This window comes from Granulicella sibirica (assembly GCF_004115155.1).
GTDB lineage: Bacteria > Acidobacteriota > Terriglobia > Terriglobales > Acidobacteriaceae > Edaphobacter > Edaphobacter sibiricus.
The window spans coordinates 311,038-325,516 of sequence record NZ_RDSM01000003.1; the positions used below are offsets into that span (position 1 = coordinate 311,038).

Annotated in this window: 12 protein-coding genes; 1 reads left to right on the top strand and 11 read right to left on the bottom strand. The window is 57.5% G+C overall.

The genetic code is table 11. The annotated features are described in order from the left end of the window. Positions 1 to 134 precede the first annotated feature (134 nt). The 4 genes from GRAN_RS18030 to GRAN_RS18045 all read right to left on the bottom strand — a co-directional run bounded on the left by GRAN_RS18030 (position 135) and on the right by GRAN_RS18045 (position 7,656). Positions 135 to 1,343 carry a glycoside hydrolase family 27 protein gene (locus GRAN_RS18030; RefSeq protein WP_241654930.1) on the bottom strand — a complete coding sequence of 403 codons (1,209 nt, stop codon included), beginning with the start codon at positions 1,341 to 1,343 and terminating at the stop codon, positions 135 to 137. Positions 1,344 to 1,354: 11 nt separating this feature from the next. Beyond that, positions 1,355 to 2,770 (bottom strand): glycoside hydrolase family 28 protein, encoded by a 1,416-nt coding sequence (locus tag GRAN_RS18035; protein WP_128914446.1) that lies wholly within the window; start codon positions 2,768 to 2,770, stop codon positions 1,355 to 1,357. Between the two features lie 27 nt (positions 2,771 to 2,797). Next, complete coding sequence (locus GRAN_RS18040) at positions 2,798 to 4,162, bottom strand: glycoside hydrolase family 27 protein (protein ID WP_128914447.1); 1,365 nt, start codon at positions 4,160 to 4,162, stop codon at positions 2,798 to 2,800. A gap of 80 nt (positions 4,163 to 4,242) precedes the next feature. After that, entirely contained in the window at positions 4,243 to 7,656 is a 3,414-nt protein-coding gene (locus tag GRAN_RS18045) for a TonB-dependent receptor (RefSeq protein WP_161571035.1), read from the bottom strand. Positions 7,657 to 8,184: 528 nt separating this feature from the next. On the opposite strand from GRAN_RS18045, the gene GRAN_RS18050 reads away from it, so the two are divergent. Next, on the top strand, positions 8,185 to 9,486 hold the full coding sequence (locus tag GRAN_RS18050; protein WP_128914449.1) for a hypothetical protein: 1,302 nt from the start codon (positions 8,185 to 8,187) through the stop codon (positions 9,484 to 9,486). A gap of 36 nt (positions 9,487 to 9,522) precedes the next feature. On the opposite strand, the gene ribB is transcribed toward GRAN_RS18050, so the two are convergent. From ribB to GRAN_RS18085, 7 genes are all read right to left on the bottom strand, one after another. Next, entirely contained in the window at positions 9,523 to 10,206 is a 684-nt protein-coding gene (gene ribB / locus GRAN_RS18055; RefSeq protein ID WP_128914450.1) for a 3,4-dihydroxy-2-butanone-4-phosphate synthase, read from the bottom strand. Continuing rightward, positions 10,203 to 10,736: a GTP cyclohydrolase II gene (locus GRAN_RS18060; protein ID WP_241655066.1), complete on the bottom strand. Its 534-nt coding sequence runs from the start codon at positions 10,734 to 10,736 to the stop codon at positions 10,203 to 10,205. Before GRAN_RS18060 ends, ribB begins: the two co-directional genes overlap by 4 nt. 83 nt (positions 10,737 to 10,819) lie before the next feature. After that, the gene (locus GRAN_RS18065) at positions 10,820 to 11,461 is read right to left on the bottom strand and encodes a nitroreductase family protein (RefSeq protein ID WP_241654931.1); all 642 of its coding nucleotides are present in this window, start codon (positions 11,459 to 11,461) and stop codon (positions 10,820 to 10,822) included. 4 nt (positions 11,462 to 11,465) lie between these two features. Beyond that, positions 11,466 to 11,915 (bottom strand): pyridoxamine 5'-phosphate oxidase family protein, encoded by a 450-nt coding sequence (locus GRAN_RS18070; RefSeq protein ID WP_161571036.1) that lies wholly within the window; start codon positions 11,913 to 11,915, stop codon positions 11,466 to 11,468. 19 nt (positions 11,916 to 11,934) lie between these two features. Continuing rightward, positions 11,935 to 12,369 (bottom strand): pyridoxamine 5'-phosphate oxidase family protein, encoded by a 435-nt coding sequence (locus tag GRAN_RS18075; RefSeq protein ID WP_128914453.1) that lies wholly within the window; start codon positions 12,367 to 12,369, stop codon positions 11,935 to 11,937. A 36-nt stretch (positions 12,370 to 12,405) separates the two neighbouring features. After that, positions 12,406 to 13,722, bottom strand: coding sequence for an NtaA/DmoA family FMN-dependent monooxygenase (locus tag GRAN_RS18080; protein WP_128914454.1), 1,317 nt, complete (start codon positions 13,720 to 13,722; stop codon positions 12,406 to 12,408). Between the two features lie 206 nt (positions 13,723 to 13,928). Next, on the bottom strand, positions 13,929 to 14,255 hold the full coding sequence (locus GRAN_RS18085; protein WP_161571037.1) for a MarR family winged helix-turn-helix transcriptional regulator: 327 nt from the start codon (positions 14,253 to 14,255) through the stop codon (positions 13,929 to 13,931). Between the last annotated feature and the right edge of the window lie 224 nt (positions 14,256 to 14,479).

Here is a 14,479-nt window from a genome sequence, read left to right on the forward strand (position 1 = left end):
CAAAGACGAAAGTCACCTAACCCTTCTGGCAAAGCGATACGAGAACGCAGCGGGATTTTGTCAACGCGGAGAAGGAAAGCGCCTCGGCAGGTTTTCAGGTGCTCGTCCTCCATCCATCGGATTTGTCCGGCACATCAATGGGAAAGACATAGAATCACGGACCCATGACGTGGAACAGTGAACGGCGTGGAATCGGAGATTGGCCCCAGCTCCTTTGCCATCCATATATCCCGTGCATTCCAGCCCTTGGCCGCCCCTGCCTGTTCGAGATGCAACGATATGCCTCGAAGGTAGGCGCGTTGCTCGCCGAAGTTGAAGATCGCGAGTGCTTTGCTGCCGTCCGCTAGAGGACGAGCCCATATCTCGATTGGGCCTTCGGCGAAGATCCGGTCGGCTTCCTTACCCAGGCGATCCTGATCGATCGCGATGATCTCTCGATTAGTGAGGATCGACGTGATCTCCGGAGTGAGCTGTGAGAGATTGTTTCCGGCTAGAAGCGGGGCCGCAAGCATCGCCCACATGCCCATGTGGGTGCGGTTTTCATCGAGTGTCAGCTTGCCGTTGCCGATCTCAAGCATGTCAGGATCATTCCAATGGCCGGGACCCGCATATCTGGCGAGACCCGCCTGTTCGCGCCCTATGAGCGAGATGCGATCGAATGTCGGAGTAATGTCGCCCGTGGTGCGCCAGAGGTTTGCTCCAACCTCAGGGCCCCATTGCCAAACGGAATCGAACCCATACTGGCATAGGCTGTATACAATCGGCCGTCCGCTCCTGAGCAGCGCCTGATGCATTCTCTCGTACGCGTCGCGCATCATCTTATATTGATGCACCATCGCTTCCGCGCTGTCCCCTGAGTAGGCCTGGCGCATGACCTTGTTATGAAAGCTGCAAAGATCGTACTTGAGGTAGTCGATTCCCCAGGAGGCAAACAGTTCTGCATCCTGATCCTCGTGACCTAAACTACCTTCGAAGCGAGCGCAGGTCTGAGGACCCGGAGAACTATAGATGCCCAGCTTCAAGCCCTTGCCGTGGACATAGTCGGCCAGTGCCTTCATGTCTGGAAACTTGGCATTGGTGTGAAGAACACCATTTGCGTCCCGGCTGCCCTCCCAGGTGTCATCGATATTGAGGTAGACATAGCCCGCATCCCGCATCCCGGAGGAAACGAGAAGATCTGCAGCCTGGCGAATATCCTTGTCCGTTACCTTCTCTGCAAACCAGTTCCACGAGTTCCATCCCATGGGTGGTGTCGCCGCGAGGAGCGGAGCGGGTCTCTCTTGTGACAAGGCAACAGACGTCAGGATGGAGAGAATAAGAGCTGCGACGATACTTGGGCGCACGAGTTGCCTTTCTAGTGAATGGACGTGGCGGAGAGCCCAGGGCGCCCCGCCGTTCCCTTGAAGTGCTCCAGCTTGAGGCCCGTCACGTTCTGAGCTTCGAGTGCATAACTGAAAGAGTCACTCGGATGGACACCCCATCGCGCGCTGCAATTCCGAATGACCGCGCCCTGCACATTCCGGAAGAAATACGCGGGGGTGTCGTGCTTCTCCAGCCCGCCTGGCTCGTGCATCGGGTCATCTGCCCGTGTGGGACGGTTATCAAAGAAGCCGCCGGGATACTGCGTCCACCGGTCGATCTCGACCGAGCAGTCTTCCAGGAGAACGTCTCTCACCGGCATCTCAGGATGCGCATCGATTCTGAAGCTGTTCTCCGCGACACCATGCACCCTCTTGAAGCGGATATCGCTGAGCGAACCCGTCTTTCCATCTTTCGTCCTCGGCCATACCGTTACCGATGCAGCCTCTCCCCAGCCCCACCAGCGCGCGGCGTGGTGTTGCGCAAGGAATTCGATATCGCGGAACTCCACGTCACTCACGTTGCCCGGCTGACGATGCGTAATCGTTGGTCCGCGGCCCCCTGAGACAATGCGGCAACGTTCAAAGAGAATCTTCGAAACATCGCCAAACGTCTCGGTTCCGATCTTGAGCCCGCTGTCCCGGCAGACGACAGAGCAATCGCGCACGGTGATGTTGTGTGCTGCTCCGAAGTCTTCATCCGTCTGCTCGCCCGCCTTGATCACGATGCCGTCATCCGCGCAGACCAGATCACAGTTCTTGATCTCCATGTCCCGGCAGCGGTCAGGATCCATTCCGTCGCAGTTTGGAACATCGAGATAGTTGCGAATGCGAACGCCATCCACAAGAACGTGCTCACATCCAAGCGTATGAAGACCCCATTCCGGAGAATGGCCGAAAGAGATACCGGAGATCTCGAGGCCTTTACAGCCGATGAGATGAAACATCTTCGGCCTGAAAGACAGTGGCTCCCAGCGTTCATAGACAGGCGAATAGTCTCCCATGAACTTCATTCCCTGCCCGTCTACGTGGCCGCTGCCGCTGATCTTCAGGTTACTTGCTCCATCGGCATTGATCACTCCCTTATTCCTCTTCGGGAAATAGTCAGCCTGCCGCGGACTTGCGAGTAGAACACCGTCATCCGCAAGATGAAGATCGACGTTGCTCTTCAGCATGAGCGCGCCCACTAAGAAGCGCTTCCCGCCCGGTACGAGAACACGTCCTCCGCCAGCGGCCGACACGCGGTCGATAGCCTGCTGGATGGGCTTTGTATCCAGCACGATACCATCTCCAACGGCTCCAAGGGACAGAACGTTGATCTCGAGTGCCGAGCCGGATTGTGCAAACGATGGCATCCAGCTAAGTCCGGCGACAGAGAGTGAGCTGAAGAGGAACGACCTGCGAGTGGCCATGCGGCCTCCTGATACTGGTTGAAACGGCTAGGGCTTGAGCTCAAGGAGAATGCAGCTATGAGGAGGCAATGTCACGTTGATGGCGTCCGAGCGTCCGCGCTCCTCGTTCGACCACACTTCCCTGCTGCTATAGGTGGCGGAAGGCAGATTGTAGAACGCATACGAACGTGCGATCGTCTTATCTTTGTCGTTCAGGTTGAACAGCGCAAGATATCGGATAGCTCCCCTACCCACAGCCGTCCACGCCACTGTGTCTCCTTCGCGGGCGACCTGCCGCTGGTCATGAGCGAACTGATTGACGTCAAGTACATCCCGATTCGTAAGGAGACTCGTTGTCCAGGCATCAAGACGGGTAAGGTTGGCACCGATAATAAGAGGAGAACGCATGATCGACCAAAGGGTGAACATCATCCTCTGTTCGGATTGGGTCAAGCGCGTCTCGCGTGCGTCGCCATCGCCTGGCTCCGGTCCAAGATACCCTAGTGGAAGCATGTCTGCGTCCGGCCATGTACCCGCGCGGGCGAAAGGCGCCCATGCTGCGGCGAGCTCGAACTGATCGTGCACACTTCTCGGCGCATGCCTCGCATTCTTCCAGTAGTCCCAAAGATCATCGGAGATCCGCCACATCTGCGCGTACGGGATAATCTCCTGCGCGATACTCGGAGAAACCGGACCAGGCGACAAGCTGAGAAGGATAGGACGGCCGCTCTTGACAATAGCGTTGTGGATCATGCGGATCTCTGTCGGCTTATAGGGATGGTCCGAGATGCAATCCACCTTAATGAAGTCGACGCCCCAACCAGCATACTGCGCGAGGAGAGCGTCATACCAGGCCTGCCCGGCAGGGGTATCGCGAACACCCCAATTCGTAGGATCCCACGGGCATGGATCGTTTGTATCGGCGGCATCGCGTGCATGAAAGTCGCTTCCCGCTACCGGAAGGTTCTGTTTGACGGCTTCGCGGGGAATGCCTCTGACAATGTGAATACCGAACTTCAGACCCTGCGAGTGAACGTACTCTCCGAGCGCCCGAAATCCTTCATTCCGGCCGTCGATGATGGCCGATGGAAACCGCCCCGGCACAGGATTGTAGCGGCCGTTCGCATCGATCTCATACTCGACCTTATCCGGTGTCTTGAGGTCATGCGGATTCTTGAGGAACCAGCCCTCATCGATCACAGCATACTGCCATCCGAACGGCTTCAGGGTCTTTGCAAGGACCTTCACGTTATCGCGAAATTGCGGCTCGGTGATGGTCAGCCCGTAGGCATCCCAGCTGTTCCAGCCCAGTGGAGGATGAGCGGCAATCTCGGTGGACGCGCCACCCTGCGCCGTCGAGGAACGTGCCGCTCCGAGAAGCAGCACTAAGAAAAGCGCCAAACGATAGTGCAACCTGAACTCCTCGCGTTTTCAAACGAAGGTGAGAGATACCCGGTGCACACGAGCCGTGCACACCGGGTGGAGGAGAGCTGTTAGAAGGTTATCTTCGCGGCTATCTGGAGAAGTCGAGCGTCATTGGCCGTCGTCGTAATGCGGCCGAACGTTGAACTCGAACTGATCGAGGTGCTGGGATTCGAATAGTTGGGATGGTTGAGAGCGTTGAAAGCTTCCCCTCGAATCTCCAGTTGCGAGCGCTCAAAGACCGGGAAGTGTTTGCTGATCGCAACATCGACGTTCGCAAATCCGGGTCCACGCGCCTGCAGCGGGGCCTCGTTGCCAAATGTGCCAAGCGGCTGCAGGGCATAGGCAGAAGCGTTGATCCAGAGCGGCTTCACACCTGCGGCAGGGAAGAAATTCTTCGAGTAGAAGCTCTGCCCCGGAACAAGGTTTGGACGGTCCTGGCCGATCGCCGTCAGAGAACGATCCGTGCCATCGTTCACCGTGTAAGGCATCCCGGTGCGGTACGTAATGAGCGGGCTCACCTGCCAGGCGCCAAGAGCATAGTTCAGCGAAGACTGACGAAGCTTGGGCGTCGTTGCCACGCCGGAGATAGTGAGGTTATGCGTCGTGTCGAAGTTGCAGTTGCCATACTCTGCGGCATGGTTGTTCGGATCCTGCGCGGGTGGCGTATTGTCGCCGGTGTAGTTCTCGTTCGATAGGCAATGGGACCATGTGTAATTCATCAGCATGGAAAAGTTGTTGGCAAAGCGATGGTTGACCGTCGCGATGACACCGTTGAAGTTTGCCATCCCATAGTCAGCCGTACCACTGAACGCCCCATAACGGGTGCCGGCAGTAGTGTTGCTGGCAATGGCAGCGCGATAGAGAACATAGCGCTGTGAGGTGTTATTCGTCGTGGCAGCTGCGCCTGCCGGGGTGGGTGCGGGTGTCGCATAGTTATACGGCTGGAAACCCCAGAGGTGAATTGTGCTCGTGCCGATATAACTGACCGATGCAAGCCAGTTCGTCGAAAGCTGATTCTGATAGCTGACGTTGTACTGATGCATATACGTTCTGCGGAGATTGCTTGGATAGTAGCCCGTGGAGACGTTGGTCGCAGGGAAAGCAGCTGTACTTGGAGCCGGATACTGCGTCGGATACGGATTGCCACCCGCGATCTTCTTCCAGGGATTGTCGAACGACTTGACCGTGTCCGTCTGGTTGGTGGAGTTGTCCACGGTGAAGGACTGCGCGGAGGCGTTCGGCGAGTTCCCCGGGAAGCCCGAATCGTAATAGAGTTCCGGCGCCTCGAAGGTCAACGTGTAGGAACCGCGCAGGCTGGATCTCCCGTTGCCTTGCGGATCGAAGGCGAAGCCGGCCCGTGGCGAGAAGTTCGTGTAGCGTGTGTTGATAAAGCCCGGCTTCACACCCTTGTCACCATAGAAGACGATCCCGGCCGGAGCATTTGGGTAGGCGGTCGAGACGGCATTGGACGCGAACGCCGTAGGACTGAACTCCCCACCAATATTGTTCTTCTCATATTCCGGAAACCACGGCTCCCACCGCAGGCCGGCGTTGATCGTCAGCTTTTTGTTGGCATGCCATGTGTCCTGCGCGTAGTAACCGAAGTAGTTGTACCGAAGATGCGCCGCCGCGCCCGGTCCAAAGCCCTGCGAAAAGGTATTGGGAGCCCCGAGGAGAAGATCGGCAAGCCCGAGACCCGAGTAGGAAGCATTGAAGGTGAACTGGCCATTCTCCGTGTTCAGACCGGCCAGGTTCAGCTCTTCATGAATGTAGTCGAAACCAACCTGAACGAAGTGGCTCCCTTTTTGAATGGAGAGGTCGTCAGCCACCTGGTAGTGGTTCGTCACATAGTGGGTTGGGGCGCAGCTTCCGCACGAAGCCGTGAAGGCTCCGCTCACATTCAGATAAATGTAGTTTGGGACGGAAGAGTAAACATTCGATCCCAGGGTAGCGGGCGAGATAAGGTCTCCCGGCGCTCCACGTGCGATGGCCAGGCGGGTGACCGTTCCGCGCAAAGCATTGTTCATGCTGGGCGAGATCGAAAAGTTGTCGCCAAGTGTGAGATATTTGCCTCGATCCTTCAGGCCGGGGTTGATCGCATTCAGCAGATTCCCGTTGAAGAGCGACTTCTGGTAATAGTTCGTCATGAAGTAGCGCGCAAAGACGCTGTGCCGTGAGCTGAGGTTGTAATCGAGACGGCCGATCCACTGATTCTCATCCTGCGGCGCAGGGACAGAGTACGAGATGAGACCAGCGGCATTCTGCGTCTGTGTTGTTGGCAGGTACTTCATCAAAGCGACGGCTGCGGGACTGAACAGCGAGGGATTGATCGTTGCCGTACATGCCGTCGCGTTATAGGTGAAGCCCGCGGAGGCCAGCAGAGTAGGACAGGTGTTCGTCGCGCTCAGGCTCCGTTGGTACTGAAGATATGGTGTGAAGTTGCCTGCGAGCATTGCAGGCGTCGGTACGAAGGAGGATGTACTGGCTGGGGCAATTCTCAAGGCTGTGTGCTGGTATCCGCCGAAAAAGAACAGCTTGTCGTGAAGGATCGGACCGCCAAAGTATCCGCCAAACTGGTTCCGCTTAAGGTCCGTATAGCCGTTGATACGATTATTCGCATTCGCGTAGCTGTTGCGGAGGAACTCGAACACTCCGCCATGCCATTGATTGCTGCCGGACTTGGTGACAATGTTGACGGCGGCGCTTGGATGCACTCCGTACTGGGCCGACATTCCCGTCGTCTGCACGCTGAACTCCTGCAGCGCATCCGGAAACGGGAAAGGCATATTTACATTCGAAAACGAATCGTTGTGATCGCCGCCGTCCAGGAGAAAATTGATCTGGTTCCCCTGGCCGCCCGCGACGGCAATGTTCAGCGCTCCCCCGATCGCACTCGTGCCCGTGCTGCCATAGCTCTTGGTGCTGGTCATGTTGCCATTGGTTGTCGGTGCGGAAGCCCCGGAGAGCAGTACAAGGTTTGCGGCATTGCGCCCGTTGAGGGGCAGATCGACCACCCTCGACTGGTCGACGACCGTCGAGATCGAAGTCTCTTCCGTCTGAACCTGCGCCGCTGTTCCGTTCACCGTAACGGTCGTGTCCGTGGAGCCTACGGTGAGGGGAGCATCGACCTCTGCATCGTTCGAGACCTCAAGCACGATTCCGGTGCGACTGTAGGACTGGAAACCCGGAGCCGATACCTTCACGGTGTAGGCCCCGACGGGAAGGTTCGGCAGAACGTAGCCACCGTTGTCGCCCGTCACGGCAGTCACCGTCGCACCCGATTCGATCTGGGTGGCGATCACCGTTGCTCCGCCGACGAGCGCGCCGGTCGTGTCGGTCACCGTGCCGTGCATCTTGGCCGACGAGACGGCCTGCCCGAACAGGACGTGAGCCGGCGTGGCCGCGGATCCCAGGACCGCGAGCCCCGCCATAAGAAGTACCCGTCCGGTCAGCGCGAAGGGATGGTTCAGTTGAATCTTCATGGTGCCTCCAAAATTGCGTCCAGCTAAGAGAAAACTTCCGGTCCTTGAGTTCACGGCAAAGGTGACCCCGCGTCTCCGGCTCCAGACCGCTCGATCTCCCGGGCTCTGACGCGGCATGCGGTCAAGAAGTGGGAACTTGCAGCCGGAAACACGGACCTGTTCTCCAGCCCACGAAGCTTCCATTCTCACGAAGACGAGAGGCAAGTGAATTTACGGTAAGGGATGCACTTCTCACCGCTAAACTACCCAATCCATTCACCGTGATTCCGCCGGACAGAGGTGAAACGCCTCCGAGCCAGCCGAATTCCCAAGGACGCCACTCGGTGAGCGTAAAACGCCCTACGTGCGCCAAACAGCCCCGTAGACCGTGAGAAACCCACGTTCTCACCGTAAGAAGGGTGACTGGAAGCCCCTTTTGAAAATGGTATCCTTTCCAAGGACGTCCCAATGCAAACCACGGAGACCAAACCGCCTCAGCTCTTAGTGCAACCGTCCAAAGCAGAGTGGGAGAGGCTTCTGAGCCGCGTTGTGGAAAGCACACCGTTCCGCCGTTCCCAGCGTCTCCGCGACTTTCTTGTCTACGTCGGCAACGAGACCGTGCTTCATGGTGTCCAGGACCTTCACGAGCAGCAGATCGGCATGGCCGTCTTTGGGCGCTCGGCCTCCTACGACACCTCGCAGGACAACATTGTTCGTGTTAATGCAATGGAGCTGCGCAAGCGGATCGAAATCTACTTTGCAAATGAAGGCAGCGGTGAGCCCCTCACCTTCGAGATTCCACGGGGGAGCTACAGTCCCGTCTTCCGCGTTCGGCCGCAGGAGCCGATCGTCATCCTCGCCAATGAGCCCCCGTTCGTCGAAGAACACCTCGAACCTGTAGCTGCGACCGGCTCGGAAGTCACCCCGTCACTTCCCCCGGGCAGCAGTCATCTCCCGCAGGTCTTCCCCAAAAGCCTGCAGATCGCTCTCATCGTCATGATCGCCGGTCTGACAGCGGCGCTCATCTTCGAAGTTCATCGAGATCAGCAAGCCCAGTCCACTCTTCACAAGTGGCAGAGCGGACCAGCCCTTCGAGCCTTCTGGGGCAACTTTTTTGGACGAAAGCTTCCTCCTGAGATTGTCCTGGCTGACACCTCCTTTGGGCTCGCCCAGGATGTCCTTCAAAAGCAGCTCTCGCTGGCGAATTATCTCGATTACAGCTATCGGACGGCTCAATCGCCGCAACCCCTATCGAGCGATGCCAGCCAGCAACAGCGGAAAGATCTTGCTGTCATCTTCAGTCGAAGCACGGGAAGTATCGGTGATTTCCGGGTCGCGCGCAGGATCACGGAGTTGCAGACCGGTGACGATGGCACCCGTCTCGTCGCGGCACGCGAGTATGCAGGTCATCGGCTGCGTTGGAGTAATACGATTTTTGTGGGCAGCAGCAGATCCAACCCCTGGGTCGAGCTCTTTGAGGATCGCCTCGCCTACCACTTCAAGCAGTCGTACGGCTCGGGGCCATCCGTCATCACCCTTGACAACCCGACCGGTAGCGAACAGCCTCAGTACGAGTTTTCGGCTGATTCCGGCGCGAAGACCGCCTACTGCATGATCGTCTTTCTTCCGAATCCGACAAACACGGGCAACACGCTCATCATCGCTGGAACGGACTCGCAGGCAACAGAAGCTGGGGGAGATTTCTTGACGAGTGAGGATAGCCTCGAGAGACTCCAGGCTCTCTTGAGGCAAAAGCCGTTCCCCTACTTCCAGGCCTTGTTGCGAGTATCGCGGGTTACGGGAACACAACTCGAGTCCGAGATAGTCTCTTCGCGCATCGTTAGAAATTAATGCCGAGCGGTACACCCGCGAACCCTTCGAGAGGACCTATGCTTTGAATGCTCGTACGTCATTCGAAGTCGGCTCTTCCGCGCTCTGAAGACGATACGCAACCAGCTCCGCGATCGTGATCAGCTTCATGTTGTGGGTGCAGCAGAAGTTGATCAGGTGTGGAAGGCGCGCCATGGTTCCGTCATCGTTCATGATCTCGCAGATCACTGCGGCGGGCGTCCATCCAGCCAGCCGAGCGAGATCGATCGAGGCTTCCGTATGTCCGGTTCGCGTAAGAACACCGCCCTGTCGCCCACGCAAAGGGAACACATGACCTGGCCTGGCGAAGTCTGATGCGCGGGCATCACAGCACACAGCCCTGCGGATGGTCGCTGCTCGATCGTAGGCCGAAATCCCGCTGCCAACGCCATCGATCGCATCGATGCTCTCGGTAAATGCCGTGCCGAGACGCGCGGTGTTGTAGAGAGACATCAGTGGAAGCCTGAGGTGATCGGCACATGCCTCTGTAAGGCTCAGGCAGATAAGACCGCGAGCGTACTTCGCCATGAAGTTGATCGCCTCTGGCGTAACACAGTCAGCGGCCAGAACGACATCGCCTTCATTCTCGCGATCTTCGTTGTCGATCACGACGACCATCCGCCTTGCTCTCATCTCCGCAAGCGCACCCGGCACGTCCGTAAACGGTGACTGCTTGAGCGCGACGCGCCCCTTCGGCCTCATCGAGCGTCCTCGGCACCGATGCACTGAGAAAGTTCTTCGTGGGGAAGATGAGATTCCGGACACAGGGAGTCAGAATGGATAACATCAAAACCCGCTTCGAGCAGCGCAGCCGCGTGACGGCGCGAGTCAGCCAAAAGGGAGAACGCACTAACTCCCAACTCGCTCAGGACACCCGCTGCCCATGCGAGCGACCGGCCTTCTGTTTCGACATCGTCCGCCCTCAGAAGACCTTCGGTCAACGTTGTCACCTCATCATAAGGCATCAAAACGACGCCGGCACCATGTGCGGCGATTGCTTCGAGAGCGGCGCCCATACCGAGACGCGCACCACAGTGGACCGACCCGAACGTCTCACAGAGTCGGCAAGCCGAGGCAATAAAGACGACTGGGAATCGGTCCTTACGGTCTGCCAACGTGAACGCAACCATGCTGTAACCGTCCACGCGATCCAGCACACCGCTGGGTTCGAAGCCATGGATGACAAACTCCCCCCAGGCTGTTGGGATTCGGGCCGACGCGATCTGTGACATAGTGACGATGAACACAATCCCCCGATAGAACTCGAATCTGCTCTAAACCCTGGAGCCCCTGTTGCCAGGCTAAGCTGGGTGCATCATGATGTCTTCCACGGTTCTGCCCATGCAGTTATGACGAAATCGGCCAACTCTTTCCGTCCTCGCGCAGCAAGCTCAGGACCTCTCATCTTTTCGGGTAAATCCTGCGGGTCACCGAGATACCCAAGAGCAGTCACAATGCCGATATCGTAGTCCATCGGAATTGCGAAGGAAGACCTGGCCTTGTCCTTGTCGAATCCCGCCATCGAATGAGTGTGCAGGCCAAGGGCGGTCGCTTGCAGGCTGATGTGAGCCGTGGCCGCGCCAAGATCGTGCATCGCTGATGTATTTGGCTGGCCGCTGGCGGCGAAGACATTCTTCGCGATCGAGAGGAGGAGCACTGGCGCTCGCCCGGCCCAGAGCTGGTTGAATTCTATGAGGCAGCCAAGAGTCTTTGCATAGGTCGGATCTCCCTGCCGTCCAACCACGAACCGCCACGGCTGCTCATTGTAAGAAGAAGCAGCCCAGGATGCCGCCTCGAAGATGCTGCTTAAGTCTGCGTCGCTGACCGCTCGACTCGCGAAGGCGCGAGGGCTCCAGCGTCGAAGCATGATGTCCTCGATCGGGTAAGTTGTCTTGGCTCTTTTTAAGCTTTCGAGCGATGCCTCGTCTGACATACTCTCTCCTGTTTCGCGCTGCATGCTTCTAGTAATGGTGGTGATACCCGGGGAAGGAGAAGACGACCGTTGGCTTCATGTAAAGAATGACGCGATCCGACGCCCCAGGGTAAGGAACTGGTTGCACGACACCACGTAAGCTGGCTAGTCGATAGACGTGATCGGCCTCGGGGTCCGGCACGATCTTTTCGATGACACCGCGCACCTCAATGTACCGGTCCAGCACCGCGGGATCGGCGACCATGCAGACTACCCTGGGATCATTCGCGACCGTTAGCCCGGTGATGTGTTTGGTCGTCACGCTAAAGCGAAGATACATTCCATCAAAGTCGCACCACACGAGGGAGCAACGCGGTGAGCCATCGGCGAGGAGCGTCGTGAAATGAGGAATGTGCTTTCCTTGAAATAAATCCAGAAAAGCTTCCGGAATAGTTGCGGACTCCTCAAGACGAGGGCGCCAGGTCAGTTCTTGGAGCATCACCTTCTCCTTGCTCTCTTCACTTGCTTCCATTGAAGGATGTCGTCGCGGTCGGGCGCATCCAGAGGATGACGCGAGGGGCCGGGAGAACTGCCTGGGGAGCAAACTCATAGTTGTGCTTCTTGCCTACAGCGTAGAGCAGTGTAGCTTCGGGGTCGGGCTCGATCTTCTCGATAACTCCGCGTATCTCGAGATATCGCATGCCGTACTGTGGGTCGGCGATCGAAACCGCAACGTGAGGATTCGTGGCAATCGTTGTGTAGACGATGTGGCTGGTCGTCGCGGTGAACTTCAGGAATTCACCGTCGTATGAGAACCAGGCCGGGCTGGTCCGCGGTGTCCCATCGGGAAGCAGGGTCACAAGATGCGGCACCAATGGCCTCTCTAGGAGGTCCAACATGCTCTCCGGGATCGTTGCCGATTCCAGGGGTGCGCTTTGCTTCGAGTCTGCCATGGAAGGAATCCTCTCTTCTTGCTCGCTGATGGAAGCTCAGAACTCTCGGAGGTTGTCGCGCAGCTGCGTGTGCTCATATTTCTTGCGAACCAGTCCACGCTTCTGCAGGATCGGCACGAGCCCTTCCGTCACCTCGGTGATGTAGCGCCGCGTCAACGGTCTGCACTGCAGCAGGAAGCCATCGCCGCCGATTGCTTCCATCGCTTCCTCCATCCTGTCGGCCACTTGCGTTGGTGTGCCGAAGAGATCGAGCGAGCTGACCCCGCCGCGCCGCGCTAGCATCTCGCGGAAGGTCTTCTTTCCATCCCACGACCTGTAGAAACTGTTGAAGGTCGCCTGGTGTCCATCAAGCTTCGTGATATCGATGAACGGAAGCGGTTCGTCGAGATCGTATTGCGTCAAGTCGATCTGTCCAAGCCGTGACAACCCCTCAACCATTCCCTTGATGCTGGCCGGGGTGAGTGGAGGCTTGCGAAGATGCCACAAGCGTTCCGCTTCGGCCTCGCTCTCCGCCATGATCGGCGTGATCATGTAGAGGAGCTTGATCTCATCCGGATCGCGTCCGATCTTCACAGCCCTGGAACGAATGTCGTCGCGAATCTCTTTCATCACGCCGTAGTCGTTCGCGCCGCCTGTGGAGACCAGAATAGTATCGGCATACTTCGCGCTGAAATCCCGGCCACGCTCCGACGTGCCGGCCTGGCAGAGAACCGGCCGCCCTTGTGGTGATCGAGCGATATTCAGGGCGCCCTTGCACTTGTAATACTTCCCCTGAAAGTCGAGCCGCTTCACCTTCGACGGGTCCACATACTGCCCCGTCTCCTCATTCATGACGATTGCGTCCGGATCCCACCCGTCCCAAAGCTGACACACGAGATCGGTATATTCCGCCGCTCGCTCATAGCGCTCGCCATGCGATGGTTGAGCCTCCATACCGAACGCATGTGCCGCCTCATGCTCACTCGTCGTCACGATATTCCAACCCATCCGTCCACGGGTAAGGTGATCGAGAGAGGCTGCGGTGCGCGCCAGCAGGAAGGGAGGATAGAACGAAGTGGACATGGTGGCAACCACGCCAAGCCCAGTCGTCGCCTCCGCCATCAGTGGCATCATACTAATTGGATCCAGGCGTGCCGTTAAGCCGGCCATGTGATCGAACGCCACGTGATCTTCCAGCATGATGTAGTCGAAGCAGGCCCGATCGAGAGAGCGAGCCATATCGATCAGGAACTCGCCCGTCATCCACTCCGTGATATCGTTACCCGCCCATGGAGAGGCTTTTCCATCCATCCAGCCATGCGGCACTGCATTCGTAAACCACGCCAGATGAAATCGCTTGTCTCTTCCGCTCATGTGCTTGCTCGCTTGTAGGATGGATAGCGAGGGGGCAGCGTCGCCGACTCGATATCGACTTCACTATATTAGTTATGTTAACTACTTTACAAGAAAAAAGAGCGAGGCCCCGCTTCAGAGGGTGCAAAAGGTACGACTGACCGTCATCTCAAGGAAATTTTCGCTTTGAAATCCGCGCTCCAGCGTGCTTTCAGCCAGAATCCTGACTACTCAATCAGCTTCGATAATGAATCGATTGCATTCTCCAGCGAAGCCCGCTCCTGGCTGGAAAGCAGCCCCAGGCGACCCGCAAGCCAGTCGCTGCGCTGCTTGGTCGTCGCCGCGAGGATCTTCGCCCCTTCTGCTGTAATCACGAGAGACATGTGGCGCTTGTCGTCTTCCGGCTTGTTCTTCCGTCGCGTCACCCACTTTGCCTCCACCAGTCGCTTCACGTGAGCGCTCATGGCCGGTCGGCTCATCTGTTCAAGATCCGCCAGATCGGATACCCCAAGCCCGGGCTTGTCATGAACGAGCGCTAGAAGCTGGGCATCCATGGCTGAGAGTCCAACACGTTGGGCTTCCCGCCGCAGATGGCGACTTAATCTGAGAATGGCCGGGCGAAGTTGGTCTGCTAAGTGCGATACATCAATAGAATCCATGGTCATCAATACAGTGTTCCCGTCCGCGAAATGCAGGTTTGTTAAGAGACCTAATAATACATCGAACCCCGCACCCGCGAGAACAGGCTCGAAGCCTTAAAGGCAACCTGTGATTCTAG